We start from the raw sequence: 25,311 nt of genomic DNA, 5'->3' as shown, positions 1-25,311 counted from the left end.
TGGCGAACACAGCATTCGTGTTTGGGAAACAAACAAACACGAATGTATGTATGTTGCCTTGCGTTACCATAGCGGCCGTTGTGGCGAATCGCTGTCCGCGACAATCCGGGTTTGCCCCTGTCTTCTCGACTCTCCCTTCTTTTTGAATGCCTGACGCTTCTGTCCTCGTTGATTTGCGCAACGTGACCTTCTCCTATGGGGACCGGGTGATCCTGCGCGACGTATCTCTGCAAGTGCCGCGAGGCAAAGTCACGGCGCTGATGGGCGCCTCGGGCGGTGGCAAAACCACGGTGCTGCGCCTGATTGGCGGGCAGCAGCGTGCCCAGCACGGCCAGGTGCTGTTTGATGGGCAAGAGGTGGGCCGCATGGACACGGCAGGCCTGTTTGCTGTGCGTCGCCGCATGGGCATGCTGTTTCAGTTTGGCGCGCTGTTCACCGACCTGAGCGTGTTTGAAAACGTGGCCTTTCCGCTGCGCGAGCACACCGATCTTTCTGAGGCGCTGATCCGTGACGTGGTGCTCATGAAGCTCAACGCCGTGGGCCTGCGCGGCGCGCGCGACCTGATGCCCAGCCAGATCTCCGGCGGCATGGCCCGGCGCGTGGCGCTGGCCCGCGCCATCGCGCTGGACCCAGAGCTCATCATGTACGACGAGCCTTTTGCGGGGCTCGATCCGATTTCGCTGGGCACCACAGCCCAACTGATCCGGCAGCTCAACGATGCCATGGGGCTGACCAGTGTGCTGGTCTCGCACGACCTGGCCGAGACGTTCCGGCTGGCCGATCACGTCATCATCTTGGGCGCCGGTGTGGTGGCCGCGCAGGGCACGCCCGCCGAGGTGATGGCCAGCACCGATCCGCTGGTGCACCAGTTTGTGCATGCCTTGCCCGTGGGGCCTGTGCCGTTTCATTACCCGGGGCCTGACGCTGCGCAGGATTTTGGCCCTCTCACAGGCACCCGCTCATGAACTGGTTCCACCCCGCAAGCGTGGGCTTTGCCGTGCGCTCCAAGTTGGCCGATGTGGGGCATGGCGCCCGCCTGTTTGCCCGGCTGCTGCAATTGGTGGGGGCGGTGTTTGCGCGGCCCGCTCTGGTGCGCGACCAAGTGCATTTCTTGGGCAACTACTCGCTGGCCATCATTGCCGTGTCGGGCCTGTTTGTGGGCTTCGTGCTGGGGCTGCAGGGGTATTACACGCTGCAGCGCTATGGGTCTTCCGAGGCGCTGGGCTTGTTGGTGGCCTTGTCGCTGGTGCGTGAGCTGGGGCCCGTGGTCACCGCCTTGCTGTTTGCAGGCCGTGCGGGCACGTCCCTCACGGCTGAGATTGGCTTGATGCGCGCGGGCGAGCAGCTCAGCGCCATGGAGATGATGGCGGTGGACCCGGTTCGCCGCATTCTGGCGCCGCGCTTTTGGGCGGGCGTCATCACCATGCCTTTGCTGGCTGCTGTGTTCAGCGCGGTGGGGGTGATTGGTGGATGGGTGGTGGGTGTGCTGATGATCGGTATCGATCCCGGCGCGTTCTGGAGCCAGATGCAAGGCGGCGTCGATGTCTGGAAAGACGTGGGCAATGGCGTGCTCAAGAGCCTGGTGTTTGGTTTCACCGTGACCTTTGTGGCGCTTTTGCAGGGCTTTGTGGCCCGCCCCACCCCTGAGGGCGTGGCACGGGCCACCACCCGCACGGTGGTGATTGCCTCTCTGTCGGTGCTGGCGCTGGACTTTGTCCTCACGGCCTTGATGTTCAGTATTTGACCCCGGCCCGGCCGGTGGTGGAAGGAAGCAGCGATGCAACGCTCAAAAAATGATGTGTGGGTAGGATTGTTTGTGATGCTGGGGGCGGTGGCGCTGGTGTTTTTGGCGCTGCAGTCGGCCAATTTGCTGAGCCTGAGCTTTCAAAAGGGCTACCGCATCACGGCGCGTTTTGACAACATTGGCGGACTCAAGCCCCAGGCGGCCGTGCGCAGCGCAGGCGTGCTCGTGGGGCGCGTGGAATCCATCACGTTTGACGACAAGACCTTCCAGGCGCGGGTCACGCTGTCGATGGAGGATCGCTATGCTTTCCCCAAAGACAGCTCGCTGAAAATCCTTACCAGCGGCCTGCTGGGCGAGCAGTACATCGGCATTGAAGCCGGGGCCGATGAAAAGAACCTGGCTGCGGGCGACACCGTCACCGCCACGCAGTCGGCGGTGGTGCTCGAAAACCTGATCGGGCAATTCCTCTACAACAAGGCCGAAGACGGCAGCAAGCCCGCCGCAGCGGGGACGATCAAATGAAAACGACATTGACAGCCACGCGGGTGGCCCGCTCCACAGCGTTGCACGCCTTTGCTGCGCGCCAGGCCCGCCGAGCCATTCCTTTGCTGGCGGTAGCCGCCTTGGCAGGTTGCGCCACGGGGCCGCACTCCAACCCGGACGACCCGTTTGAGTCCTACAACCGCAGCATGACCCGCTTCAATGACCATGTGGATGAGGCGGTCCTCAAGCCGGTGTCCACGGCCTATGTGGAGGTGACGCCTGCACCCGTGCGCACTGGCGTGAGCAATTTCTTTGGCAACCTGGCCGACGTGTGGTCGTTTGTGAACAACGTGCTGCAACTGCGCGCCGAAGGCGCCGCCAACAGCTTCATGCGCGTGAACGTGAACACCCTGTTTGGCCTGGGTGGCTTGCTGGATGTGGCCAGTGAACTGGGCATCGACCGCTCGCGCCAGGACTTTGGTCTGACGCTGGGGCGCTGGGGTGTGGGCACCGGGCCTTACGTGGTGCTGCCGCTGTTGGGGCCCTCCACATTGCGCGACACCGTGGCACTGCCTGTCGATGCGGCTGGCAACCCGGTGCGGTATGTGGACCCTGTGGCGGCGCGCAATTCGCTGTACGCGCTGCGCATCGTCGATACGCGGGCCAATTTGCTGCGTGCGGGGGCGGTGATCGACAGCGCTGCGCTCGATAAATACTCCTTCACGCGGGACGTGTTCATGCAGGTACGCCAAGGGCAGTCGAGCGAACCTCTGTTCCGGGACGATGCCGACAAAGGCGCCAACGACGGCATGCTGCCCCCAGAGCCAGACCGCTGAGCGGCGCAGGCTGCGCATGGGTGGGCTGAGCAGCTTGGCCTGAATGTTGCAGTTGCTTGCACCTTGGTACACGGCTGAAGCCTCTGTGCAGGTGGATGACCACAAAATCCTACGAAGGGCCGCACGGTGTGCGGCCGGAGCTGAAAAGACATGATGAATCGACGTTTGTTGGGCCGTGTGGCCCTGGTTGCTGGCACCGTTTTGGCCCTGGGCTTGCCCATGGTGTCCATGGCGGCCGATGAGACACCGGATGCGCTGATCAAGCGCCTGTCGGTGGATGTGCTCAACACCGTGCGCGGTGACAAGGCCATCCAGGCGGGGGACATCAACAAGGTGATCGCACTGGTCGACAAGACCGTGATGCCCAACGTCAACTTCCGCCGCATGACCGCTGCGGCCGTGGGGCCAGGCTGGCGCCAGGCCACGCCTGAGCAGCAAAAGCGCTTGCAGGAAGAGTTCAAGATCCTGCTGGTGCGCACCTATGCCGGTGCCCTGGCCCAGGTGAACGACCAGACGGTGCAGATGAAGCCCCTGCGTGCCGGAGCCGAGGACAAGGATGTGCTGGTGCGCACCGAAATCGTGGGCAAGGGCGACCCGATCCAGCTGGAATACCGGCTGGAGAAGACGCCGGGTGAGGGCGCTGGCTGGAAGATCTACAACCTCAACGTGCTGGGCGTGTGGTTGGTCGAGACTTACCGCAGCCAGTTCGCGCAGGAGATCAATGCCAAGGGCATCGACGGCCTGATCGAAACCCTGGTGGCGCGCAACAAGTCCAACGCCGCCAAGGGCTGAAGGCTCCTCTGATAGCGCTGTTTGCACACTCCTGAGGTTCTCAAGGCCATGACCACCACTGCCCCCGCCGCACTGCGCCTGCCCGCCGAGCTGACCCACCGGCAGGCCACGGCCTGCCTGGCCCAGTTGCTGCAGTCCCTGAAGGGGGCTTTGCCCGGCAGCGCTTTGGTGGTGGACGCTGCGCCCCTGCAGGTGTTTGACACCTCGGCGCTGGCGGTGCTGCTTGAATTCCGGCGCGAGGCGCTGGCTTCGGGCCTGGGGTTTGGCGTGCAGGGGCTGCCCGGTGCGTTGGCGGGCATGGCCGGCCTTTATGGGGTGGATGGCCTGCTGAACCACGCAGTTTGATGGGCGCAGGCGAGCGCAGATGTTGCCCAAGCCTTAAAATCAGGGGCTTCATGCCCGCAGTCTCATTCCAAGCCATCTCCAAGACCTTTGCTACGCCCAAAGGCCCTTTCCAGGCACTGAACCAGGTCAGCCTGGACATTGAACAAGGCGAGTTCTTCGGACTCCTCGGCCCCAACGGGGCCGGCAAAACCACCCTCATCAGCATCCTCGCCGGGCTGGCCCGTGCCAGCAGTGGGCGCGTGCTGGTGCAAGGCAGCGATGTGCAGGCGAACTACGCCGACGCCCGCCGCAAGCTGGGCATCGTGCCGCAGGAGCTGGTGTTTGACCCGTTCTTCAATGTGCGCGAGGCGCTGCGCATCCAGTCGGGTTACTTCGGCGTGAAGAACAACGACGCCTGGATCGACGAACTGCTCGAAAACCTCGGCCTGGCCGACAAGGCCAACGCCAACATGCGCCAGCTTTCGGGCGGCATGAAGCGCCGCGTGCTGGTGGCCCAGGCACTGGTGCACAAGCCGCCCATCATCGTGCTCGATGAGCCCACCGCAGGTGTGGATGTGGAACTGCGCCAGACGCTGTGGCACTTCATCGCCCGGCTGAACAAGGAAGGGCACACCGTGCTGCTCACCACCCACTACCTGGAAGAGGCCGAGGCCCTGTGTGGCCGCATCGCCATGCTCAAGGCGGGGCAGGTGGTGGCGCTCAACCGCACGTCCGAGCTGCTCAAGGCCGCTTCGGGCAGTGTGCTGCAGTTCAAGACCGACGCCATGCTGCCGCCCGCGCTGGCTGCCGTGGCCCGGGTCACCGGCCGTATCGTGCAATTGCCTGCGCACGACGCCGCCGAGATCGAGAACCACCTGGCTGCGCTGCGCATTGCGGGCGTCGATGTGCAGGACATGGAGATCCGCCGGCCGGATCTGGAAGACGTGTTTTTGCAGGTGATGTCCGGTACCTCGGCATCGAACATCCGCCTGGAGGGCGTCGCGATATGACGGGTTGGCAAACGCTGTTTTACAAAGAAGTTTTGCGGTTCTGGAAGGTCAGCTTCCAGACCGTGGCCGCGCCCGTGCTCACCGCCGTGCTGTACCTGCTGATCTTCGGCCATGTGCTTGAAGACCACGTCAAGGTCTACGACCGCATCAGCTACACCGCGTTCCTGGTGCCCGGCCTCGTGATGATGAGCGTGCTGCAAAACGCCTTTGCCAACAGCTCGTCCAGCCTCATCCAGAGCAAGATCATGGGCAGCCTGGTGTTTGTGCTGCTCACGCCGCTGTCGCACTGGGCCTGGTTTGTGGCCTATGTGGGCTCGTCCATTGTGCGGGGGCTGGCGGTGGGCTTGGGGGTGTTTGTCGTCACGCTGGCGTTTGCGCGGCCCGAGTTTGCGGCGCCCCTGTGGATTCTGGTGTTTGCCCTGCTGGGGGCCGCGCTGCTGGCCACGCTGGGGCTGATTGCCGGGCTCTGGGCCGACAAGTTCGACCAGATGGCGGCGTTCCAGAACTTCATCATCGTGCCCATGACCTTTCTGTCGGGCGTGTTCTATTCGATCCAGTCGCTGCCGCCTTTTTGGCAGGCGGTGAGCCACCTCAACCCGTTCTTCTACATGATCGACGGCTTTCGCTATGGCTTCTTTGGCCAGAGCGACACGTCCCCCTGGCTGAGCCTGGGCATCGTGGGCATCGCCTGGCTGGCCGTGAGCGCGCTGGCCGTGCACCTGCTGCGCACCGGCTACAAAATTAGAAACTGACATGACTGACGCAAAACAAGGTTCAGGTAAGCGCTTCCCTCTAGGGCGAGGCGGATGTTGCATCCCGATTTGCGTCAGTCCTCACTGACTCCGAGCGCCCCTCTATGACCGCTGACCAACTCAAAGACCTCATCGCCGCTGGCATCGCTTGCGAACACATCACGCTCGAAGGCGATGGCCGCCACTGGTATGCGACCATCGTTTCGGCCACGTTCGAGGGCCAGCGCACCCTGCAGCGCCAGCGCGCCGTGTACGCCACCCTGGGCAACCGGATGCAGACCGACGAGGTGCATGCCTTGTCCATGAAAACGTTCACCCCCGCCGAGTGGGCGGCCCAGTAAGCCTGAGTGGTTTGCTCCTGTATTGATAGCTGCTAGCGCTTATTGGATAGGCGCTAGAGGCACTTTTTATTATTATTCTGGTTTTTTGAGATGGACAAACTCCTGATTCGCGGCGGCCACCCCTTGCAAGGCGAGGTGCTGGTGTCTGGTGCCAAAAATGCCGCCCTGCCGGAGTTGTGCGCCGCACTGCTCACGGCCGAGCCCGTGACCCTGCTCAACGTGCCCCAGCTGCAGGACGTGAGCACCATGCTCAAACTCATCCGCAACATGGGCGTGACCGCCGACCGCTCGGACGACGGCACCGTGCGCATCGACGCCAGCGCGCTTAACACGCCCGAAGCCCCGTACGAATTGGTCAAGACCATGCGCGCCTCGGTGCTGGCGCTCGGCCCGCTGCTGGCGCGCTTTGGGGAAGCCACGGTGTCGCTGCCCGGTGGCTGCGCCATCGGTTCGCGCCCGGTGGACCAGCACATCAAAGGCATGGCCGCCATGGGGGCCGAGATCGTGGTCGAGCACGGCTACATGATCGCCAAATTGCCCGCAGGCTGGAAGCGCCTGAAGGGCGCCCGCATCACCACCGACATGGTCACGGTGACGGGCACCGAGAACTTCATGATGGCCGCAGCGCTGGCCGAGGGCGAAACGGTGCTGGAAAACGCCGCGCAAGAGCCCGAGATCACCGACCTGGCCGAGATGCTGATCGCCATGGGCGCCCAAATCGAAGGCCACGGCACCAGCCGCATCCGCATCCAGGGCGTTGAAAAACTGCACGGCTGCACCCACCGCGTGGTGGCCGACCGCATTGAGGCGGGCACCTTTCTGTGCGCCGTGGCCGCCACGGGTGGTGATGTGGTGCTGCGCCATGGGCGCGCCGATCACCTCGACGCCGTGATTGAAAAGCTGCGCGAAGCGGGCGCCACCGTGCAAGCGGTGGATGGCGGCATCCGCGTGCAAAGCGCGGGCGCGGCCACGCTCAAGGCGCAGGGCTTTCGCACCACCGAATACCCCGGTTTCCCTACCGACATGCAGGCCCAGTTCATGGCGCTCAACTGCATCGCGCAGGGCACGGCCACGGTGACCGAGACGATTTTTGAAAACCGCTTCATGCACGTCAACGAACTGGTGCGCCTGGGCGCCAAAATCCAGGTGGACGGCAAGGTGGCCGTGATCGAGGGCGTGCCACGCCTGTCGGGCGCCACGGTGATGGCGACCGACCTGCGCGCCTCGGCCAGCCTGGTCATTGCCGGCCTGGTGGCCGATGGCGAAACCATGGTGGACCGCATCTACCACCTGGACCGTGGCTATGACTGCATGGAAGCCAAACTGCGCGGCATCGGTGCCGACATCGAGCGAGTAAAAGCATGAGCAGCAACATGATCACCCTGGCGCTTTCCAAGGGCCGCATTTTTGAAGAAACCCTGCCGCTGTTGGCCGCTGCGGGCATTGAGGTGCTGGAAGACCCCGAGAAATCGCGCAAACTCATCCTGCCCACCAACCAGCCCGATGTGCGCGTGGTGCTGGTGCGTGCGTCCGACGTGCCCACCTATGTGGAATACGGCGGCGCTGACCTGGGGGTGACGGGCAAGGACACCCTGATCGAACACGGCAGCCAAGGCCTGTACCAGCCGCTGGACCTGCGCATTGCCAAGTGCCGCGTGAGCGTGGCCGTGCGCAAAGACTTTGACTACGAGCGCGCCGTCAAGCAAGGCTCGCGCCTGAAGGTGGCCACCAAGTACACCTCCATCGCCCGCGAATTCTTTGCCACCAAGGGTGTGCACGTGGACATGGTCAAGCTCTACGGCAGCATGGAGCTGGCCCCGCTCACTGGCCTGGCCGATGCCATCGTGGACCTGGTCTCCACCGGCAACACCCTCAAGGCCAACCATTTGGTTGAGGTGGAGCGCATCATGGACATCAGCTCGCTGCTGGTGGTCAACCAGGCGGCGCTCAAGCTCAAGCGCGAGCCGCTGCGCCGCATCATTGATGCCTTTGCGTCTGCCATCCCTGCCGAAAAGAACTGAACCGCACCCCGCGCACCACACTATGAATTTAGTAGCTGCTCCCGCTCGTCTTTCAACCGCTGCGGCCACTTTTGAGGCTGATTTTGCAGCCCGTCTGCATTGGTCTGCCGACACCGATGCGGCCATCGAGCAGCGCGTGGCCGACATCCTGGCCGATGTGCAAAAGCGCGGCGATGCGGCGGTGCTGGAGTACACCGCCCGCTTCGATGGCCTCTCGGCCCCCGACATGGCGGCGCTGGAGCTGACCCAGGCCGACTTCAAGGCCGCGTTCGACGCCATTCCGCAGGCCCAGCGCGACGCGCTGCAGGCCGCTGCCAAGCGCGTGCGCAGCTACCACGAGGCGCAAAAGAAGGCCTCGGGCGAGAGCTGGAGCTACCGCGACGAAGACGGCACCCTGCTGGGCCAGAAGGTCACGCCCCTGGACCGTGTGGGCATCTACGTGCCCGGCGGCAAGGCCGCCTACCCGTCGAGCCTGCTGATGAACGCCATCCCGGCCCATGTGGCGGGCGTGCAGGAAATCATCATGGTTGTGCCCACGCCCGTGCGCGGCAGCGTGGCGACAGGCGGAACGGGCGAGGGCACCTCGACGAAGGGCGAGCGCAACGAGCTGGTGCTGGCCGCCGCGTACGTGGCGGGCGTCACGCGCGCCTTCACCATCGGCGGTGCACAGGCCGTGGCCGCGTTGGCCTACGGCACGGCCACCGTGCCCAAGGTGGACAAGATCACCGGCCCCGGCAACGCCTACGTGGCCAGCGCCAAGAAGCGCGTGTTCGGCACCGTGGGCATCGACATGATTGCAGGCCCGAGCGAAATCCTGGTGCTGGCCGACGGCAGCACGCCGCCCGACTGGGTGGCCATGGATCTCTTCAGCCAGGCCGAGCACGACGAGCTGGCCCAGAGCATCCTGCTGTGTCCCGACGCCGCCTACCTCGACGCCGTGCAGCGCGAGATCGACCGCCTGCTGCCTACCATGCCGCGCGCCGAGATCATCGCCAAGAGCCTCACCGGCCGCGGCGCGCTGATCCTCACCAAGGACATGGAAGAAGCCTGCGCGATCAGCAACCGCATCGCGCCCGAACATTTGGAAGTGAGCAGCACCGACCCGCACCGCTGGGAGCCGCTGCTGCGCCACGCGGGCGCGATCTTCCTGGGGGCCTACACCTCCGAAAGCCTGGGCGACTACTGCGCAGGCCCCAACCACGTGCTGCCCACCAGCGGCACGGCGCGCTTCTCATCCCCGCTGGGCGTGTACGACTTCCAAAAGCGCAGCAGCCTCATCGAGGTGAGCGAGGCCGGTGCCCAGGTGCTGGGCACCATCGCCGCCGAGCTGGCCTACGGCGAGGGCCTGCAGGCCCACGCACAGGCGGCCGAGATGCGCCTGAAGACCCCCCTCAAGCCGCGCTGATCGCCCCGCGCGGCAGCGGCTGCGACGGTGCGGCGGCTGCAGCGGGTACTACGCTCAGTGGTGACGCTGGCACCGTCAATGCGGGCGGGTAGGCCGCGCCCGCCTCGGCCTGGTGCTGCGCCCACAGCAGGCGTGCTGTCCGTGGCCCCTCGGCGCTCACCCGCAGGCGGGCCGGGCCGGTGAAGGACAGGCGCTGGCCTGCTTCCAGAAAATAGTCTTCCAACAACCCGTCGCAGGTGACCCAGACGCGGCCGTCTTCCACTTCCAGCAAAGCGATTTCGCTCGCGCGGAAGTCCAGCACCTGCACGGCCTGCCGCGGCGGCAGGGGTTGGCGCTTCCATTGAAGGGACAGGGCACCCGGCGCAGGTTGGGCGGCGGTGGGCGGCGAGGGGAGGGGGCGGGGCTGTGTGTTCATGGCGTCCACTGTGCGGGCAGGCGGCGCTGAAGGCCAGCCACAGGCAGGCGCTATCTGGGGCAGTACAGATGGGCAGTACAGTGCATCTGTACTGTACGCACCCATGCGGCTCTGTACTGGATGCCCGTGGGCTTGTCAGTACAGAATGCAGCCATGGCTACCGATGACTCCCCACCGCTGTACCTTCAGATTGCCGAGCAGCTGGCGCAGCTGATTCGCAACGGCACCTTGGCCCGGGGCGAGAAGCTGCCCTCGGTGCGTGAACTGGCGCGCCAGCACGGCGTGGCGCAAACCACGGTGGTGCAGGCCTACCACTGGCTGGAAGATGCCAGGCTGGTCACTGCGCGCCCGCGCTCAGGGTTTTTTGTGGCGGCGCGGCCTGTGAGTCTGCCTGAGCCCAGCACCCCCCGCCCCATGCGCCGGCCGCGTGACGTGTCGGTGGACTGGCTGGGGCAGCGCATTCTGGGGCGCCAGCAGCCCGAGGGCATGTTCTCGTTCAGCAGTGGCACCCCCGGGCCGGACTTGTTCAACCCCGACCGCGTGCGCCGCGCCGTGACCCGGGCGGCGCAGAGGCACCGGCACTTGCTGTGCACCTACCCGTCGTCCTCAGGGCACGAGGAGGCCCGCCGTGCGCTGGCGCGTTACGCCGTGGGATTGGGTTGCAGCCTGGACCCGGAGAACATCGTGGTCACTGGCGGCTGCATGGACAGCATTGCCCTGTGCCTGCGCACCGTCACCCAGCCGGGCGATGTGGTGGCGCTGGAGTCCCCCACGCATTTTTCGTTTCTGGAGGTGCTGCAGGGCCTGCACCTCAAGGCGCTGGAGATACCCACCCACCCACGCCACGGTTTGTCGCTGGATGCGTTGCAACTGGCGCTGGACACGCAACCCGTCAAGGCCGTGTTGGTGGTGCCGACCCTGAGCAACCCCTTGGGCAGTTGCATGCCGCAGGGCGAGCGCAAGCGGTTGGCGCAGATGGCCTCGCGCCACGGTATCGCGGTGATCGAGGATGCGATCTACAACGATCTGGTCGAGGTCAATGAGATGCGCCGTGCCGTGAAGTCATACGACACCACGGGCCACGTCATGCTGTGCGACTCGTTCTCGAAAACGCTGGCACCGGGGCTGCGCCTGGGGTGGGTGGAGGCCGGGCGCTGGGCCAGCAAGCTGCGGGGCATCAAGGACTTGCAGGCGGGCGGGCAGTCGGCGGTGCTGGAGCTGGCACTGGCCGATCTGATCACCCAGGCGGGCCATGCGGCGTCCATGCGCCAACTGCGTGCTGCGGTGGCGGCCCGCATGGACGCGGTGCGCAGCACCATCGCCGCACATTTCCCGCAAGGCACGCGGGTCAGCGATCCGCCAGGGGGCCTGCTGCTGTGGGTGGAGTTGCCACGCGGAATGGACGCCAACCGCTTGCACGAGGCCTGCTTGCCCGAGCGCATTTTGGTAGCGCCTGGCACGCTGTTCAGCGCCAGTGGCCGCTTTCGCAACTGCCTGCGCATTGGGGTGGGCGGGGATTGGTCGCTGGAGCATTTGCAGGCCCTGGCACGCGTGGGCGACATGGCCTGCCACCTCTGGGCCGAGCCTGCGGCGGCCTGACGGACTGCAGGGCGCGCACGGCCGCCTGCAGCCGCGTTGGCCCGAATCTGCTCAGCCTGCGACTTGCCGCAAGGCAGGGCGCATTTGGCGCGTCACAGGGTCGATGTGGGCCGTGGGGATTTGGTAGGCACGGTCGTCAAACAGGTCAATGCCGCACTTGAGGTTTTCGATCCAGTCGAAAAAGTCGTTGATGGCCTGCTTGCCCATGATGGGGGCGCCGTGTTGGGGCACCAGCATGGCGATGTCCAACTGCCGTGCCATGGCCACCCACAGTCGCAGGATCTTGTTAGACACCATGTAGCGGCGGTGAAAGCCTTCCATGCGCGGTATGTGCGCCTTCAGGTCGGTGATGGGGCGCGCGGCTTCTGCGCCAGACATCATGGACACCGCCAGGTCGCCTGTGAACAGGATCTTGCTGACCGGGTCGTAGAAGTGGAAGTTGCCTTCGGAATGCATGAAGTGCGCAGGCAGCAGCACCAGCTCGTGCCGACCCAGGGGAAGATGGCCGCCGCCGTCGGGCACGCCGATCACGCGGTTCTCAGTCTTGCCCACCTTGGTGAAGTGCGGTGCAAAGCGCTCCCACACCCGCGAGATGACCAGCGTGGCCTTGGTGCTGGTCATCCAGCGGTCCAGCGAGGCAATGATGTCTGGGTCGGCGTGGGAGGCGATCAGGTACGACAGCTTGTGTGGGGGGAAATGCTTGGTCATCCCCATGAACAGCTCGTTGAATGCCAGGTTGCCACCGGGGTCGATGATGGCCCCGGTGTCATCGTCCACGATCAAAAACTGATTGGCCTGCACTGCCTGTCCATCTTCCTCGATGAGGTCGGTGAACATGAGACAGGCGTGGTTCTTGTCACGATAGAGTTCGATGGCCATGGCAGTGCGTTGGAGCAGTAAAGCGCCGACTGTACGAGTGCCCCCAAAAAGCCTAATTGATTAATATCAAGTCCGTCACGATCAAGACACAATTTGCGACGGAGGCTTGAGAATCACCACTCTGCGAAGCTGCCGTCCCGGTGGCGCCACACCGGATTGCGCCATTGGTGGCCTTGCTGGGCGCGCTCCTGCACATAGGCTTCGTTCACTTCAATGCCCAGCCCAGGGCCTTGTGGAATGGCCACCATGCCGTCCTCGTAAGAGAAGACTTCGTGGTTGCTCACATAGTCCAGCAAGTCGTTGCTGGCGTTGTAGTGGATGCCCAGGCTTTGCTCCTGGATGAAGGCGTTGTAGCAAACCCCGTCCAGCTGCAAGTTGGCTGCCAGCGCAATCGGCCCCAGGGGGCAGTGCAGGGCCAGGGCCACATCGTAGGCCTCGGCCATGGCGGCGATCTTGCGCGTTTCGGTGATGCCGCCCGAGTGCGACGGATCGGGCTGGATGATGTCCACATAGCCTTCCGACAGGATGCGCTTGAAGTCCCAGCGCGAGTACAGCCGCTCCCCCAGCGCAATGGGCGTGGACGACAGGTGGGCCAACTCCTTGAGGGCCTCGTAGTGCTCGCTCAGCACGGGCTCCTCGATGAACATCAGCCGATACGGCTCCAGCTCCTTGAACAGCACCTTGGCCATGGGCTTGTGCACCCGTCCATGGAAATCCACGCCAATGCCCACGTTGGGCCCCACGGCCTCGCGCACTGCGGCCACGTTCTGCAGGCAGCGCTCCACCTTGTCAAACGTGTCCACGTACTGCAGTTCTTCGGTGCCATTCATCTTCACGGCGGTAAAGCCCCGCGCCACGGCCGCTTTGGCAGCGGCGGCGGTCTCGCTGGGGCGGTCGCCGCCAATCCAGCTGTAGACCCGGATGCGGTCGCGCACATTGCCCCCCAGCAGTTCAGACACCGGCACGCCCAGGGCTTTGCCCTTGATGTCCCACAACGCCTGGTCAATGCCCGCCAGCGCGCTCATGTGGATGCCGCCGCCCCGGTAAAAACCGCCCCGGTACAGCACCGTCCAGTGGTCTTCGATGCGCCGGGGGTCTTTGCCGATCAGGTACTCGCCCAGCTCTGCCACGGCGGCGGCGACGCTCTGGGCGCGGCCTTCCAAAATGGGCTCGCCCCAGCCCACGATGCCCTCATCGGTTTCGATCTTGAGAAAGCACCAGCGGGGTGGCACAAGGTAGGTGGTCAGTCGGGTGATTTTCATGGATGCAAAAAAGACCGTAGAAGGTTGTGTTCAAACCGCGCTGGGCGGATAAGCGTGGCGCCAGGCCTGGACGAATGCAGCCGCGTTGCGGGCCACTTGCTCGGCGCTGTCGCCCGGGCGGTACAGGGCCGAGCCCAGGCCAAAGCCGCTGGCCCCCGCGGCGGCATAGGGCGCCAGGTTGTCGGGGGTGATGCCGCCCACGGGCAGCAAGGCCACGGGCGGGCGCAGCACGGCGCGCCAGGCCTTGAGCACCGCCGGGGCCAAGGCCTCGGCCGGGAACAGCTTGAGCACATCGGCCCCAGCGGCCAGCGCCGCAAAGGCCTCGGTCAACGTGGCCACCCCGGGGGCGCAGGCCATGCCCACCGCCTTGGCCGCGCGGATCACCGTGGGGTCGCTGTGCGGCATGACGATGACTTGCCCGCCCGCAGCGGCCACGTCGGCGCAGGCCTGGGGTGTGAGCACGGTGCCCGCGCCCACCAGACAGTCGGCAGGCAGCGCATCGCGCAGGGCTCGAATGCTGGCCAGGGGCTCGGGGGAGTTGAGGGGGACTTCGATGGCGCGAAAGCCAGCGTCGTACAGCGCGTGGCCAATGGCCACCACTTCGTGGGGCTGCACCCCGCGCAGGATGGCGATCAGGCCGCACTGCTGCAGGGCCTGGATCAATGGCGTGTGGGTGGGATTCATGCGGCTTGGCTTTGGGTTGTTGGGGTGTGCAGCGGGCCTGGGGCTGCCAGCCCAGCAGCCTGGGCGATGTGCCACAGGCCGCTCACCGTGGCCTGTGCGGCCACCGTGGGGGCGTTGAATCCATAGGCCTGCAGGGCGATGGCATAGCGGCGGCACAGGTCAGCCTCGCCGCACAGCACCAGGGGCATGGGCGAGTCACTCGCGTGTGGGGCAGGCGGGTACAGGCGCGCCAGGCTGGCCATCTCGTGCCCAATCAGCAGGCCCGAGAGGTAGTCGGCCTGCGCGGTCGCGGGCAGGGCGCCGGTCAGGCCCAGCGTGCGCGTGCTGAAGATGTGCGACAGCAGCCCCAGTGCCGCATCGCTGCCGCGTGCCACCTGCAGGCCTTGCGCAAACGCGGCGTCGTCGGGCGCGGCCGGTGCCTGCATCGTCTTGCCCAGGATGGTGTGCCCGCGCAGGGCGGCAAACACCTCGCCCGTCATGAAGGTGTGAAACTGCTCGATGCGGTGCTGCCGCGCCACCACCCATTTGCTGTGTGTGCCAGGCAGGCCCACCAGTACCGGGCCTGGGCCCGCCAGGGCGGCATCCGCCAGCACGCCCAGCACCTGCGTTTCTTCCCCGCGCATCACATTGGGCAAGGCCCCGCGCTGCAGCAGACCGGGCACGATGTGCAGGGGCATTGCGTTGCCACGGTGCACCACAGTCAGCCCGCGTGCCAGGGCGTCGAGCGAGGTGGGTGTGTCCAGGTACTTGGCCTCACGCCAGCCCTGCGCGCTGCCTACCATGCCGCAGGCCAGCACCGGCACAGAGGGCAGGGCGGCCAACCAGTCGCCGCAGGCGTCTTGCAAGGCACGCTCGAAGGCCGCGCCGGGTTCCGTATCGGTGTGGCCTGCCGGTGCCGGGGGCAGGTTCATGATGCCCCAGGGGCGGTGGCGCTGTTCCAGCACCTGTCCTTGGTCATCCAGGCGAAAGGCACGCAGCGCGCTGGTGCCCCAGTCCAGGGCCACCAGGCGGGTGTCAGAGAGGTGGGCGGTGTCTGCCATGGCGGCTCACTTGCCCCAGCGCAGCACCAGCGGGTCCAGGCGGCGCGCAATATCGATCAGGCCGCGCCGCACTTCGGGGTGCATGGCCGGGAAGGGGTGGCGGCCCGCTTCGCAGGCGATCACGCCGCCTTCCTTCATCAGTGCCTTGGCCGTGAGGATGCCGCCCTGGCGGTTCTCGTGGTTGATGAGGGGCAACCAGCGTTGGTACAGCGCAAAGGCCAGGTCGGCATCGCCCTGGCGGTGCGCCTCGATGATGGGGCGGATGCCATCGGGGAAGGCGCCGCCCGTCATCGCACCCGTGGCCCCGGCATCCAGGTCGGCCAGCAGGGTGATGGCCTCTTCGCCATCCCAAGGGCCTTCGATGGCGTCTCCACCCAGGCGGATCAACTCGCGCAGCTTGCTGGCGGCGCCGGGTACCTCGATCTTGAAGTAAGCCAGGTTCTCGATCTCCTGCGCCATGCGCGCGAGGAACGGGGCCGACAGCACGGTGCCGCTGGCAGGCGCGTCCTGCACCATGATCGGAATGCGGATCGCGTCGGACACGCGGGCATAGAACTCGTAGATCTGCGCCTCGGGCACGCGGAAGGTGGCGCCGTGGTAGGGCGGCATCACCATCACCATGGCGGCGCCCATGTCTTGCGCAGCGCGGCTGCGCTCGGCACACACGCGGGTGCCGTAGTGGGTGGTGGTGACGATGACGGGCACGCGGCCCGCCACATGCTCCAGCGATGTGCGGGTGAGGACTTCGCGCTCGGCATCCGACAGCGAGAACTGCTCAGAGAAGTTGGCCAGGATGCAAACGCCGTCCACACCGGCGTCGATCATGAAGTCGAGGCAGCGTTTCTGGCTTTCGATGTCCAGGGTGCCGTCGTCGTGGAAGGTGGTGGGCACGACAGGGAAGATGCCTCGGTAGCGAGGGTTCTGGAGGGAATGCGTGACAGGCATGGCGGGTATAGGTAAATTGATTGAAATAGGGCTCTACCGCTTTTCCATAAAGCGCTAGTAGCTATTAAATTTGTAGCGAATTTTGCAAGGGGCGTGGCCCAGACGCGGGCAGCCGCGCAAGGGCCGCCCCGACATGGACGATGTCGCGTTCGCTCCGTGCGCTGGCTGCGTCCCCCTGCCCGCATTGCGCAGCAATGCGAGAGCGGGGGGAAGGCGCGAAGCGACTCAGGGGGGTGTTCCATGTCAATGCGAGTGCCGTGGCACACCGGCGCCCCGGCAGCCAACGAGGAAGTCAAAGTCGCAACCATCGTCGGCCTGTAGCACATGGTCCACATACAGGCGCTGGTAGCCGCCGCGCCCGCCGTTGTCCGTGCCAGCCAATGCGGCCAGCCGCGCGGCCAGCTCCTCGTCGCTGATGTCCAGGTGCAGTCGGCCGTTGTCGCAGTCCAGCTCGATGAAGTCGCCATCGCGCACGGCAGCCAGCGGGCCGCCCGCCGCCGCCTCGGGCGCCACGTGCAGCACCACGGTGCCGTAGGCGGTGCCGCTCATGCGGGCGTCGGAGATGCGCACCATGTCTTTGACGCCCTGGCGCAGCAGCTTCGGGGGCAGGCCCATGTTGCCCACCTCGGCCATGCCGGGGTAGCCCTTGGGGCCGCAGTTCTTCATCACCATCACGCAGCTGGCGTCGATGTCCAGGTTCTCATCGACGATGCGCTCCTTGTAGTGCTCCAGGTTCTCGAACACCACGGCGCGGCCCCGGTGCTTGAGCAGCTCGGGCGAGGCGGCGGAGGGCTTGAGCACCGCACCGCGTGGCGCCAGGTTGCCGCGCAGGATGCAGATGCCACCGTCGGCAATCAGCGGGTTGTCGATCGTGCGGATGACTTCGTCGTTGTACTGGGGCGCCTCGCGCACGTTGTCCCACAGCGTCTTGCCGTTGACAGTGAGGGCGTTGGGGTGGGGCAGCAGGTTGTTCTCGCCCAGGCGGCGCAGCACGGCGGGCAGGCCGCCCGCGTAGTAGAACTCCTCCATCAGAAAACGGCCCGAGGGCTGCAGGTCCACCAGCGTGGGCGTGCCGCGGCCGATGCGTGTCCAGTCCTCCAGGTCGAGCTGCACGCCGATGCGGCCTGCAATGGCTTTGAGGTGGATGACCGCGTTGGTCGATCCGCCGATGGCCGCGTTGGTGCGGATCGCGTTCTCGAAGGCTTCGCGGGTCAGGATCTTGGAGAGCGTGAGCCCTTCGTGCGCCATTTCCACAATGCGGCGGCCTGACATGTGGGCCAGCACGTAGCGGCGCGCATCCACGGCGGGTATGGCGGCGTTGTGCGGCAGCGAGGTGCCCAGCGATTCGGCCATGCAGGCCATGGTGCTGGCCGTGCCCATGGTGTTGCAGGTGCCTGCCGAGCGGGACATGCCCGCTTCGGCCGCGAAGAACTGGTGCTCGTTGATCTCGCCCGCCTTCAGCGATTCGTGCAGGCGCCACACGGCCGTGCCCGAGCCGATGTCCTTGCCGTCGAGCTTGCCGTTGAGCATGGGCCCGCCCGTGACCACGATGGCCGGCACGTCACAGCTGGCAGCGCCCATCAGCAGCGCAGGCGTGGTCTTGTCGCAGCCCACCAGCAGCACCACCGCGTCGATGGGGTTGCCGCGAATGGCTTCTTCCACGTCCATGCTGGCCAGGTTGCGCGTGAGCATGGCCGTGGGGCGCAGGTTCGATTCGCCGTTGGAGAACACCGGGAATTCGACCGGAAAGCCGCCGGCCTCGTAGATGCCGCGCTTCACGTGCTCGGCGATCTTGCGAAAGTGCGCGTTGCAGGGCGTCAGTTCAGACCAGGTGTTGCAGATGCCGATGATCGGGCGGCCGTCGAACTCATGGTCCGGGATGCCCTGGTTCTTCATCCAGCTGCGGTACATGAAGCCGTTCTTGTCGGCGGTGCCAAACCATTCGGTGGAGCGGAGTTTGCGCTTGGGGGTAGTCATGGTGGGGGTCAGAGAGAATCAGAGAGGGAGAAAGAGAGCGTTGAATCAGTGGCGCTGGGCGGTGCGGTGCGTGAGCAGGCGTTGCAGCAGGCAGAAGACAAACAGCAGCACCCCGACGACGATGCGCGTCCACCAGGAGCTGAGCGTGCCGTCGAAGGAAATCAGGGTCTGGATGATTCCGAGCATCAGCACGCCAAACAGCGTGCCCGCCACATAGCCCACGCCGCCGGTGAGCAAGGTGCCGCCAATCACCACGGCGGCAATGGCATCGAGCTCCATGCCCGTGGCGTGAAGGCCGTAGCCCGACAGCATGTAGAAGGTGAACACCACCCCCGCCAGCGCAGAGCACAGGCCCGACAGCGTGTACACGCCCACCAGCGTGCGGCGCACGGGCAGCCCCATCAGCACGGCCGAGTGCTCGCTGCCGCCCACGGCATACACGTTGCGGCCAAAGGGCGTGCAGTGCGCGATGAACGCTGCGGCCAGCAACACCCCCAGGGCGATCAAGGCGCCCAGCGAAATCGACATGGATTCGCCCAGCGACCAGCGCCACTGGGCCATCTCAGAGTAGCCCTCGTGGGTGATGCTGATCGAGTCAATGCTGATGAGATAGCACAGGCCGCGTGCGAGGAACATGCCCGCCAGCGTCACGATGAAGGGCTGCAGCCGAAACCGCTCGATCAAAAAGCCCATGCAGGCACCAAACACCGTGCCCATCGCCAAGACCAGTGGAATGGCGGCGGTGGGGCTCCAGCCATGGCGCTCCACCAGCGATGCCAGCACCATCGTGGTCAGCGCCACCACAGAGCCCACCGAGAGGTCGATGCCGCCCGACAGGATGACAAACGTCATGCCCACCGCCACGATCACCAGGAAGGCGTTGTCGATCAGCAGGTTGAGAAACACCTGTGCTGAAAAGAAGCCGGGGTACAGCACAGAGCCCGCTGTGGCCATGGCGGTGAACAGCGCGATGGTGGTGGCCAGGGGCAGGTATTTGGGGTTCAGGCGAGGGCGGGACGCTGCCGAAGCTGCAGGCACTTGGGCTGGATGCGGGGCCTCGCTCAATGGGGCGGCGTTCATCAGGGGTTGGGGCAGGCTGCTCATGCCGAAACTCCTGTCGCTGCGGGGCGGCGAGCCATGGCGCCCACGCTCGCCCGAAACTCGGGGGATTGCAGCAGCATCACCAGGAACACCACGATGGCTTTGACGACCAGGTTGATCTCTGGCGGCACGCCCAGGGAGTAAATGGCATACGTGAGCGACTGGATGATGAGCGCGCCCACCACACTGCCCACCAGGCTGAAGCGCCCACCCGTCAAGGCAGTGCCCCCGAGCGTCACCGCCAAGATGGCGTCCAGCTCCAGCAGCTGGCCTGCGTTGTTGCCATCAGCGCTTTTGACGTTGGAGCAGATCAGCAGCCCGGCCATGCCCGCGCAGACGCCGCAAAACGCATAGGCCGCCACCACCAGGCGCCGGGCCTGCACCCCGGCCACCCGTGCCGCCGCAGGGTTGATGCCCACGGCCTGCACAAACAGCCCCAGCGCCGTGCGGGTGACGGCCAGGTAGAGCACGGCAAACACGGCGGCCACCACAAACAGCGAGAACGGAAGCCCCAGCAGGTAGCCGCCCCCGAGAAAGAAAAACGGCGTGTAGTAGATGGTGATGATCTGCCCGTCGGTGATGAGCTGGGCAATGCCCCGGCCCGCCACCATCAGGATCAGCGTGGCAATGATGGGCTGCATGCCCACCTTGGCCACCAGCAAGCCATTCCACAGGCCACACAGCAGCGCGATGCCGATGGCCCCGGCAATGGCCACGGGCAGCGGAAACCGGCTCTCGGTGCCCGACACCGCACCGCCAACCATCCAGGCTGCCACGGCAGCGGCAATGGCCACCACCGCACCGACCGAGATATCGATGCCGCGCGTGGCAATCACCATCGTCATGCCCAGCGACACCAGCACCAGTGGGGCTGCGCGGTTGAGGATGTCGATGAGGCTGCCGTACAGATGCCCATCGCGCCACTCCAGGTGCAAGAAGCTGCTGTTGAATGCGGTGTTCACACCCAGCAGCAACAGCAGGGTGATGAGCGGCCAGGCCAGCCGGTGGGCCATGAGAGCCCGAAGTACAGAGGGTTTGTTTTCAGGCATGGTTGGCTGCAATCAATTCATACACATCGTCTTCGCTGCTGCCTGCGGGCAACTCACCCACCTTTTCGCGTTCGCGCAGCACTACGATGCGGTGTGCCACGCGCACCACTTCGCTCATTTCGGAGGAGATGAACAGCACCGCCATGCCCGCCTGTGCCAGCCGCAGGATCTGCTCCATGATTTCCTGCTTGGCGGCCACGTCGATGCCGCGCGTGGGCTCGTCCAGGATCAGCAGGCGGGGCTCGGTGGCCAGCCAGCGCGCCAAAATGGCCTTTTGTTGGTTGCCGCCCGACAAGAGGCCAATGGGCGTGTCCACGCTGGCGGCTTTGATGCCCAGCAGTTGCACGTAGCGCTGCGCCATCTCGGCTTGCTCGGCGCGCGACAAAAAGCGCGACAGCCCCAGGCGGGCCTGCAGCGCCAGCGCAATGTTCTCGCGCACCGACAGCTCGGCCACGATGCCGTCGGTCTTGCGCTCTTCAGGGCACAGCGCCAGGCCGCTGGCAATGGCGTCCATGGGGCTCGCGAAGGTGATGGCTTTGCCGTCCACCCGCAGCACACCCCGGTCCGGGGCTTCCATGCCAAACAACAGCCTTGCCAGCTCGGTGCGGCCCGAGCCCAGCAGCCCCGCCAGCCCCACCACTTCACCCGCCCGGATTTGCAAGTCCAGCGGCTTGAGCTGCCCCGCCTTGCCCAGGCCCTCGGTTTGCACCAGTGCGGGCGTGGCGGCGTCCATGGCATGGGGCGCGGGGGCATGGGCGCTTTGTGCGGCCAGCTCTCGCCCCAGCATGGCGGCAATCAGGGCTGGCGCGGGCAAATCGCTGGCCAGCCATTCGCCCACCCAGCTGCCGTTGCGCAGCACGGTGATGCGGTCAGAGACGGCATACACCTGGTTCAGAAAGTGGCTCACGAACACGATGGCCAGCCCCTCGCCGCGCAGCTTGCGCAGCACCTGAAAGAGCTTTTGCACCTCGTCGTCGTCCAGGCTGGAGGTGGGTTCGTCCAGAATCAGCACGCGCGATTCGATGCTGATGGCCCGCGCAATTGCCACCAGCTGCTGCACGGCCACGGGGTAGTCCGACAGCAAGCGCGTGACGTCGATGTCCAGCCCCACGCGTTGCACCAGTGCCTGGGTGCGCTGGTGTACTGCGCTCCAATCGATGCGAAAGCCCTGCGCCCAGCCGCAGCGGGGGTATCGGCCCGCAAAGATGTTCTCGGCCACCGAGAGGTTGGGGCAGAGGTTGACCTCCTGGTACACCGTGCTGATGCCCAGGCGTTGCGCCGCCAGGGGCGAATCCGGCCACACGGCTTCTTCCCCCAGTCGCATCTGCCCGCCGCTGGCTTCCAGCACGCCCGTCAGCACTTTGATCAGCGTGGACTTGCCCGCACCGTTCTGTCCCATCAGCGCGTGGATCTCGCCCGGGTACAGGTTGAGCTGCACATCGCGCAGCACGGGGATGCCCGCAAACTGCTTGTGGATGCCCGAGAGCTGCAGCACGGGATTGGAAGTAGCGGTGTTCATGAATTTTTGGAGGCCTCGGTCATGCCTTCAGTCCGCGATACGGGCGCGATGCAAGCGCGGGCAGCCGCGCAAGGGCCGCCCCGCCGCGCTGGTTGCGTTCCCCTCCCGAATCGCGTAGCGAGTCGAGAGAGGGGGAAGGCGCGAAGCGACTCAGGGGGTGCTTCATTCCTCATGCTTTGTTTTTGTTGTAAACGTCGACCAGAACGGCGGCCAGCAGCACCACGCCTTTGATGACCTGCTGGTAGTCAATGCCAATGCCCAGGATGGACATGCCGTTGTTCATCACGCCCATCACAAAGGCGCCAATCACTGCGCCCATGACCTTGCCCACGCCGCCTGAGGCAGAGGCCCCGCCAATGAAGCAAGCGGCAATCACGTCCAGCTCAAAGCCCAGGCCCGCCTTGGGCGTGGCGGTGTTCAGCCGCGCGGCAAACACCAGGCCTGCCAGGGCGGCCAGCACGCCCATGTTGATGAAGGCATAGAACGAAAGGCGCTCGGTCTTGACGCCGGAGAGCTTGGCGGCTTTTTCATTGCCGCCCATGGCGTAGATGCGCCGGCCCACCGTGGTGCGGCTGGTGACAAATTCAAAAAACACGATCAGCAGCGCCATGACGACCAGCACGTTGGGCAGGCCCTTGTACGAGGCGAGCAGGTAGCTGAAGGCAATCAGCAGCAAGGCAAACACCGCCGTCTTGATCGCGAAGAAAGCCGCAGGCTCAGTGTGCACGCCGTGCTTGAGGCGGTTGGCACGCTCGCGCACCGCCGACACCGTGAGGGCCACAGCCACTGCCAAGCCCAGCACCATGGATGTGATGCGCAGCCCTTCGCCGTTGGCAAAGTCGGGAATGAAGCCCGAGCTGAGCATCTGAAACGACTCAGGAAAGGGGCCCACCGACTGCCCTGCCAGCAACGCCAGCGCCAGGCCCTTGAACACCAGCATGCCTGCCAGCGTGACGATGAACGAAGGAATGCGCGAGAACGCCACGAACCAGCCCTGCACCGCACCAATGAGGCCGCCACACACCAGGCACGCCAGCGTGGCGGGCACGAAGTGCCACTGGTACTGCACCATCAGCACCGCAGCCAGCGCGCCGATGAAGCCGCACACAGACCCCACCGACAAATCGATGTGCCCCGCCACGATCACCAGCAGCATGCCCAGCGCCATGATGACGATGTAGCTGTTTTGCAGGATCAGGTTGGTCAGGTTGAGCGGCTGCATCAGCGTGCCGTCGGTCATGTACTGGAAGAACCCCATGATCGCGACCAGCGTGATCAACATGCCGTATTCGCGCAGGTTGTGTTTGGCGTGGTCCAGCAGTGACCGCGCCGATTTGGCAGGTGTATGGGCTGCAGCCGAGGCCGTTGGGGAAGAAGTAGTCATCTGGCTCATATCCGGTTTTCGTTGTGCTGGGGGCTGCCCGATGCGGTTGTGCTGGCGCGGTCCATGCCAGTGCCGCCGTGCAAAGGCCTTTGCTGGTCGCGCCGCCCTGCCGCACGGGCGGCGTCCCCCTCGGGGGGGCTGGCGCGAAGCGCCTCAGGGGGAGCATTCACTATCACTCGCATAATTTTTTCTTGCGACGCCTCAGTCGTGGGCATCTCGGCCACCAAGCGGCCTTCGTTCATCACGTAGATGCGGTCGGAGATGCCCAGCAGCTCGGGCATCTCTGACGAGATCACGATCACGCATTTGCCCTCGGCCGCCATCTGGGCGATGAGGGTGTAGATCTCGTACTTGGCGCCCACGTCGATGCCGCGGGTGGGCTCGTCCAGGATCAGCACCTCGGGGTTGGTGAACAGCCATTTGGCCAACACCACCTTTTGCTGGTTGCCGCCCGAGAGGTTGAGCGTCTTTTGGTCCACGCCTGAGCAGCGCAGGCGCAGCTTGTGGCGGTAGTCCTGCGCCACCTGGTGCTCTTTGCCGTGGTCGATCACGCCCGCTGTGGCCACCCCTTGCAGGTGGGCCAGCGAGACGTTGAACTGGATGTCTTCGTTCAGCACCAAACCGTTGCCCTTGCGGTCTTCGGTCACATAGGCCAGGCCGTTGTGTATGGCCTTTCCCACGGTGCTGACATCGATGGGCTGGCCGTTGCGCAGCACCTCGCCGCTGATGCGGCGACCCCATGAGCGGCCAAACAGGCTCATGGCCAACTCGGTGCGGCCCGAGCCCATCAGCCCGGCAATGCCGACGATCTCGCCGCGCCGCACCTGCAGGTCAATGCCTTTGATGAAGGGCTGCTCGTTGCGCTGGGGGTGGTAGGCGCGCCAGTTGCGCACCTCAAAGGCCACCTCGCCGATGTTGGGTTGGCGCTGCGGGTAGCGGTCGGCCATCTCGCGGCCCACCATGGCCCGGATGACGCGGTCCTCGCTCACCGCCTGCGCGTGGCAGTCCAGCATCTCGACGGTGCTGCCATCGCGCAGCACGGTGATGGAGTCGGCCACGTGGGAAATTTCATTGAGCTTGTGCGAAATCAGGATGCAGGTGATGCCCTGGCTTTTGAGCTCCAGCAGCAACTCCAGCAGGGCGTGGCTGTCGGTTTCGTTCAGGCTGGCCGTGGGCTCGTCCAGGATCAGCAGTTTGACCTTGCGCGACAAGGCCTTGGCAATCTCGACCAATTGCTGCTTGCCCACGCCCAGGTGGGTGATGAGGGTGTCGGGCGACTCTTTGAGTCCGACCTTGTGCAGCAGGGCCTGCGTCATCTGGTGTGCAGCCATCCAGTCGATCACACCCCGCTTGGCGGGCTCGTTGCCCAGAAAGACGTTTTCGGTGATGGACAAGAGGGGCACCAGGGCCAGTTCTTGGTGGATGATGGCCACGCCCAGGTGTTCGCTGTCGCGAATGCCCTGGAACTTGCGCTCTTCCCCTTCAAACACGATGGCGCCGCTGTAGCTGCCGTGGGGGTAAACGCCCGAGAGGACTTTCATCAGCGTGGATTTGCCCGCGCCGTTCTCGCCCACGATGGCGTGGATTTCTCCGGCGCGTACCCGCAGGTTGACCTTGTTGAGGGCAACGACGCCAGGGAAGGTTTTGCGGATATCCCGCATCTCTAGCAACATGGTGGTGTCTGATCTGGATGGCTCGTGCACGGAGGCTTACAGCCGGTGATCGATAGGGCGGGATGGGGCCGGGCAC

25 protein-coding genes are annotated in these 25,311 nt (G+C 65.3%); 13 read left to right on the top strand and 12 right to left on the bottom strand.

Features of this window, described 5'->3' with window-relative positions:
• The first annotated feature begins 146 nt into the window (after positions 1-146).
• The 12 genes from CLU86_RS13770 (at position 147) to hisD (ending at position 9,708) form a co-directional block, all read left to right on the top strand.
• Positions 147-965, top strand: a complete 819-nt coding sequence (locus CLU86_RS13770) for an ABC transporter ATP-binding protein (RefSeq protein ID WP_099741996.1) — start codon at positions 147-149, stop codon at positions 963-965.
• Entirely contained in the window at positions 962-1,744 is a 783-nt protein-coding gene (mlaE, locus tag CLU86_RS13765; RefSeq protein WP_099656583.1) for a lipid asymmetry maintenance ABC transporter permease subunit MlaE, read from the top strand. Before CLU86_RS13770 ends, mlaE begins: the two co-directional genes overlap by 4 nt.
• A 33-nt stretch (positions 1,745-1,777) precedes the next feature.
• A complete protein-coding gene (gene mlaD, locus CLU86_RS13760; RefSeq protein WP_099741995.1) occupies positions 1,778-2,266 on the top strand; it encodes an outer membrane lipid asymmetry maintenance protein MlaD in 489 nt (162 codons plus the stop codon).
• Positions 2,263-3,063, top strand: coding sequence for a VacJ family lipoprotein (locus tag CLU86_RS13755; RefSeq protein ID WP_099656581.1), 801 nt, complete (start codon positions 2,263-2,265; stop codon positions 3,061-3,063). The genes mlaD and CLU86_RS13755 overlap by 4 nt, the downstream gene beginning before the upstream one ends.
• Positions 3,064-3,213: 150 nt before the next feature.
• Positions 3,214-3,855 (top strand): phospholipid-binding protein MlaC, encoded by a 642-nt coding sequence (locus CLU86_RS13750; RefSeq protein WP_162995903.1) that lies wholly within the window; start codon positions 3,214-3,216, stop codon positions 3,853-3,855.
• Positions 3,856-3,903: 48 nt separating this feature from the next.
• Entirely contained in the window at positions 3,904-4,200 is a 297-nt protein-coding gene (locus tag CLU86_RS13745; RefSeq protein ID WP_099656580.1) for a lipid asymmetry maintenance protein MlaB, read from the top strand.
• A 50-nt stretch (positions 4,201-4,250) separates the two neighbouring features.
• Positions 4,251-5,189, top strand: coding sequence for an ABC transporter ATP-binding protein (locus tag CLU86_RS13740; protein WP_099656579.1), 939 nt, complete (start codon positions 4,251-4,253; stop codon positions 5,187-5,189).
• Positions 5,186-5,941: an ABC transporter permease gene (locus CLU86_RS13735; RefSeq protein WP_099656578.1), complete on the top strand. Its 756-nt coding sequence runs from the start codon at positions 5,186-5,188 to the stop codon at positions 5,939-5,941. Before CLU86_RS13740 ends, CLU86_RS13735 begins: the two co-directional genes overlap by 4 nt.
• A 104-nt stretch (positions 5,942-6,045) precedes the next feature.
• On the top strand, positions 6,046-6,282 hold the full coding sequence (locus CLU86_RS13730; RefSeq protein WP_099741994.1) for a BolA family protein: 237 nt from the start codon (positions 6,046-6,048) through the stop codon (positions 6,280-6,282).
• Positions 6,283-6,372: 90 nt separating this feature from the next.
• Positions 6,373-7,647 (top strand): UDP-N-acetylglucosamine 1-carboxyvinyltransferase, encoded by a 1,275-nt coding sequence (gene murA, locus CLU86_RS13725; protein ID WP_099741993.1) that lies wholly within the window; start codon positions 6,373-6,375, stop codon positions 7,645-7,647.
• Entirely contained in the window at positions 7,644-8,303 is a 660-nt protein-coding gene (hisG, locus tag CLU86_RS13720) for an ATP phosphoribosyltransferase (RefSeq protein WP_233195002.1), read from the top strand. Before murA ends, hisG begins: the two co-directional genes overlap by 4 nt.
• Before the next feature lie 22 nt (positions 8,304-8,325).
• Positions 8,326-9,708 (top strand): histidinol dehydrogenase, encoded by a 1,383-nt coding sequence (gene hisD / locus CLU86_RS13715; RefSeq protein ID WP_099741992.1) that lies wholly within the window; start codon positions 8,326-8,328, stop codon positions 9,706-9,708.
• On the opposite strand, the gene CLU86_RS13710 is transcribed toward hisD, so the two are convergent.
• Positions 9,695-10,123, bottom strand: coding sequence for a DUF2917 domain-containing protein (locus CLU86_RS13710; protein WP_099741991.1), 429 nt, complete (start codon positions 10,121-10,123; stop codon positions 9,695-9,697). The genes hisD and CLU86_RS13710 overlap by 14 nt on opposite strands.
• 153 nt (positions 10,124-10,276) lie before the next feature.
• Here CLU86_RS13710 and CLU86_RS13705 point away from each other — a divergent pair, with 153 nt between their 5' ends.
• Positions 10,277-11,722, top strand: a complete 1,446-nt coding sequence (locus CLU86_RS13705) for a PLP-dependent aminotransferase family protein (protein WP_099656572.1) — start codon at positions 10,277-10,279, stop codon at positions 11,720-11,722.
• A gap of 51 nt (positions 11,723-11,773) precedes the next feature.
• Here CLU86_RS13705 and CLU86_RS13700 read toward each other — a convergent pair whose 3' ends face one another.
• From CLU86_RS13700 to mmsA, 11 genes are all read right to left on the bottom strand, one after another.
• Positions 11,774-12,601, bottom strand: coding sequence for an MBL fold metallo-hydrolase (locus CLU86_RS13700; protein WP_099656571.1), 828 nt, complete (start codon positions 12,599-12,601; stop codon positions 11,774-11,776).
• 113 nt (positions 12,602-12,714) lie between these two features.
• Positions 12,715-13,863, bottom strand: coding sequence for a galactonate dehydratase (dgoD, locus tag CLU86_RS13695; RefSeq protein WP_099741990.1), 1,149 nt, complete (start codon positions 13,861-13,863; stop codon positions 12,715-12,717).
• A gap of 30 nt (positions 13,864-13,893) precedes the next feature.
• Positions 13,894-14,547, bottom strand: a complete 654-nt coding sequence (locus tag CLU86_RS13690) for a 2-dehydro-3-deoxy-6-phosphogalactonate aldolase (protein WP_099741989.1) — start codon at positions 14,545-14,547, stop codon at positions 13,894-13,896.
• Positions 14,544-15,587, bottom strand: a complete 1,044-nt coding sequence (locus CLU86_RS13685) for a 2-dehydro-3-deoxygalactonokinase (RefSeq protein WP_099741988.1) — start codon at positions 15,585-15,587, stop codon at positions 14,544-14,546. Before CLU86_RS13685 ends, CLU86_RS13690 begins: the two co-directional genes overlap by 4 nt.
• 6 nt (positions 15,588-15,593) lie before the next feature.
• Positions 15,594-16,532 carry a dihydrodipicolinate synthase family protein gene (locus tag CLU86_RS13680; protein ID WP_099741987.1) on the bottom strand — a complete coding sequence of 313 codons (939 nt, stop codon included), beginning with the start codon at positions 16,530-16,532 and terminating at the stop codon, positions 15,594-15,596.
• A 243-nt stretch (positions 16,533-16,775) separates the two neighbouring features.
• The gene (locus CLU86_RS13675; protein ID WP_099741986.1) at positions 16,776-18,509 is read right to left on the bottom strand and encodes an IlvD/Edd family dehydratase; all 1,734 of its coding nucleotides are present in this window, start codon (positions 18,507-18,509) and stop codon (positions 16,776-16,778) included.
• A 45-nt stretch (positions 18,510-18,554) separates the two neighbouring features.
• Entirely contained in the window at positions 18,555-19,589 is a 1,035-nt protein-coding gene (yjfF, locus tag CLU86_RS13670; protein ID WP_099743569.1) for a galactofuranose ABC transporter, permease protein YjfF, read from the bottom strand.
• Positions 19,590-19,609: 20 nt separating this feature from the next.
• The gene (locus CLU86_RS13665; protein WP_099741985.1) at positions 19,610-20,659 is read right to left on the bottom strand and encodes an ABC transporter permease; all 1,050 of its coding nucleotides are present in this window, start codon (positions 20,657-20,659) and stop codon (positions 19,610-19,612) included.
• Entirely contained in the window at positions 20,652-22,178 is a 1,527-nt protein-coding gene (locus CLU86_RS13660) for a sugar ABC transporter ATP-binding protein (protein WP_099741984.1), read from the bottom strand. The genes CLU86_RS13665 and CLU86_RS13660 overlap by 8 nt, the downstream gene beginning before the upstream one ends.
• A gap of 169 nt (positions 22,179-22,347) precedes the next feature.
• A complete protein-coding gene (gene mmsB / locus CLU86_RS13655; protein ID WP_099741983.1) occupies positions 22,348-23,571 on the bottom strand; it encodes a multiple monosaccharide ABC transporter permease in 1,224 nt (407 codons plus the stop codon).
• The gene (gene mmsA / locus CLU86_RS13650) at positions 23,568-25,235 is read right to left on the bottom strand and encodes a multiple monosaccharide ABC transporter ATP-binding protein (RefSeq protein ID WP_099741982.1); all 1,668 of its coding nucleotides are present in this window, start codon (positions 25,233-25,235) and stop codon (positions 23,568-23,570) included. The genes mmsB and mmsA overlap by 4 nt, the downstream gene beginning before the upstream one ends.
• Positions 25,236-25,311 lie beyond the last annotated feature (76 nt).

The organism is Acidovorax sp. 62, assembly GCF_002754495.1.
In the GTDB taxonomy this organism is placed as follows: Bacteria; Pseudomonadota; Gammaproteobacteria; order Burkholderiales; family Burkholderiaceae_C; genus Acidovorax.
This window is presented reverse-complemented; position numbering and strand designations above follow the sequence as displayed.

Coding starts and splice junctions, on each gene's coding strand:
- CLU86_RS13705 (WP_099656572.1), top strand. CDS start 10,277: ATGGCTACCGATGACTCCCCACCGCTGTACCTTCAGATTGCCGAGCAG.
- dgoD (WP_099741990.1), bottom strand. CDS start 13,863: ATGAAAATCACCCGACTGACCACCTACCTTGTGCCACCCCGCTGGTGC.
- CLU86_RS13710 (WP_099741991.1), bottom strand. CDS start 10,123: ATGAACACACAGCCCCGCCCCCTCCCCTCGCCGCCCACCGCCGCCCAA.
- hisG (WP_233195002.1), top strand. CDS start 7,644: ATGAGCAGCAACATGATCACCCTGGCGCTTTCCAAGGGCCGCATTTTT.
- CLU86_RS13750 (WP_162995903.1), top strand. CDS start 3,214: ATGATGAATCGACGTTTGTTGGGCCGTGTGGCCCTGGTTGCTGGCACC.
- mmsB (WP_099741983.1), bottom strand. CDS start 23,571: ATGAGCCAGATGACTACTTCTTCCCCAACGGCCTCGGCTGCAGCCCAT.
- murA (WP_099741993.1), top strand. CDS start 6,373: ATGGACAAACTCCTGATTCGCGGCGGCCACCCCTTGCAAGGCGAGGTG.
- CLU86_RS13690 (WP_099741989.1), bottom strand. CDS start 14,547: ATGAATCCCACCCACACGCCATTGATCCAGGCCCTGCAGCAGTGCGGC.
- CLU86_RS13730 (WP_099741994.1), top strand. CDS start 6,046: ATGACCGCTGACCAACTCAAAGACCTCATCGCCGCTGGCATCGCTTGC.
- CLU86_RS13740 (WP_099656579.1), top strand. CDS start 4,251: ATGCCCGCAGTCTCATTCCAAGCCATCTCCAAGACCTTTGCTACGCCC.
- hisD (WP_099741992.1), top strand. CDS start 8,326: ATGAATTTAGTAGCTGCTCCCGCTCGTCTTTCAACCGCTGCGGCCACT.
- CLU86_RS13755 (WP_099656581.1), top strand. CDS start 2,263: ATGAAAACGACATTGACAGCCACGCGGGTGGCCCGCTCCACAGCGTTG.
- mmsA (WP_099741982.1), bottom strand. CDS start 25,235: ATGTTGCTAGAGATGCGGGATATCCGCAAAACCTTCCCTGGCGTCGTT.
- CLU86_RS13665 (WP_099741985.1), bottom strand. CDS start 20,659: ATGCCTGAAAACAAACCCTCTGTACTTCGGGCTCTCATGGCCCACCGG.
- CLU86_RS13735 (WP_099656578.1), top strand. CDS start 5,186: ATGACGGGTTGGCAAACGCTGTTTTACAAAGAAGTTTTGCGGTTCTGG.
- CLU86_RS13660 (WP_099741984.1), bottom strand. CDS start 22,178: ATGAACACCGCTACTTCCAATCCCGTGCTGCAGCTCTCGGGCATCCAC.
- mlaE (WP_099656583.1), top strand. CDS start 962: ATGAACTGGTTCCACCCCGCAAGCGTGGGCTTTGCCGTGCGCTCCAAG.
- CLU86_RS13680 (WP_099741987.1), bottom strand. CDS start 16,532: ATGCCTGTCACGCATTCCCTCCAGAACCCTCGCTACCGAGGCATCTTC.
- CLU86_RS13675 (WP_099741986.1), bottom strand. CDS start 18,509: ATGACTACCCCCAAGCGCAAACTCCGCTCCACCGAATGGTTTGGCACC.
- mlaD (WP_099741995.1), top strand. CDS start 1,778: ATGCAACGCTCAAAAAATGATGTGTGGGTAGGATTGTTTGTGATGCTG.
- CLU86_RS13685 (WP_099741988.1), bottom strand. CDS start 15,587: ATGGCAGACACCGCCCACCTCTCTGACACCCGCCTGGTGGCCCTGGAC.
- CLU86_RS13745 (WP_099656580.1), top strand. CDS start 3,904: ATGACCACCACTGCCCCCGCCGCACTGCGCCTGCCCGCCGAGCTGACC.
- CLU86_RS13700 (WP_099656571.1), bottom strand. CDS start 12,601: ATGGCCATCGAACTCTATCGTGACAAGAACCACGCCTGTCTCATGTTC.
- CLU86_RS13770 (WP_099741996.1), top strand. CDS start 147: ATGCCTGACGCTTCTGTCCTCGTTGATTTGCGCAACGTGACCTTCTCC.
- yjfF (WP_099743569.1), bottom strand. CDS start 19,589: ATGAACGCCGCCCCATTGAGCGAGGCCCCGCATCCAGCCCAAGTGCCT.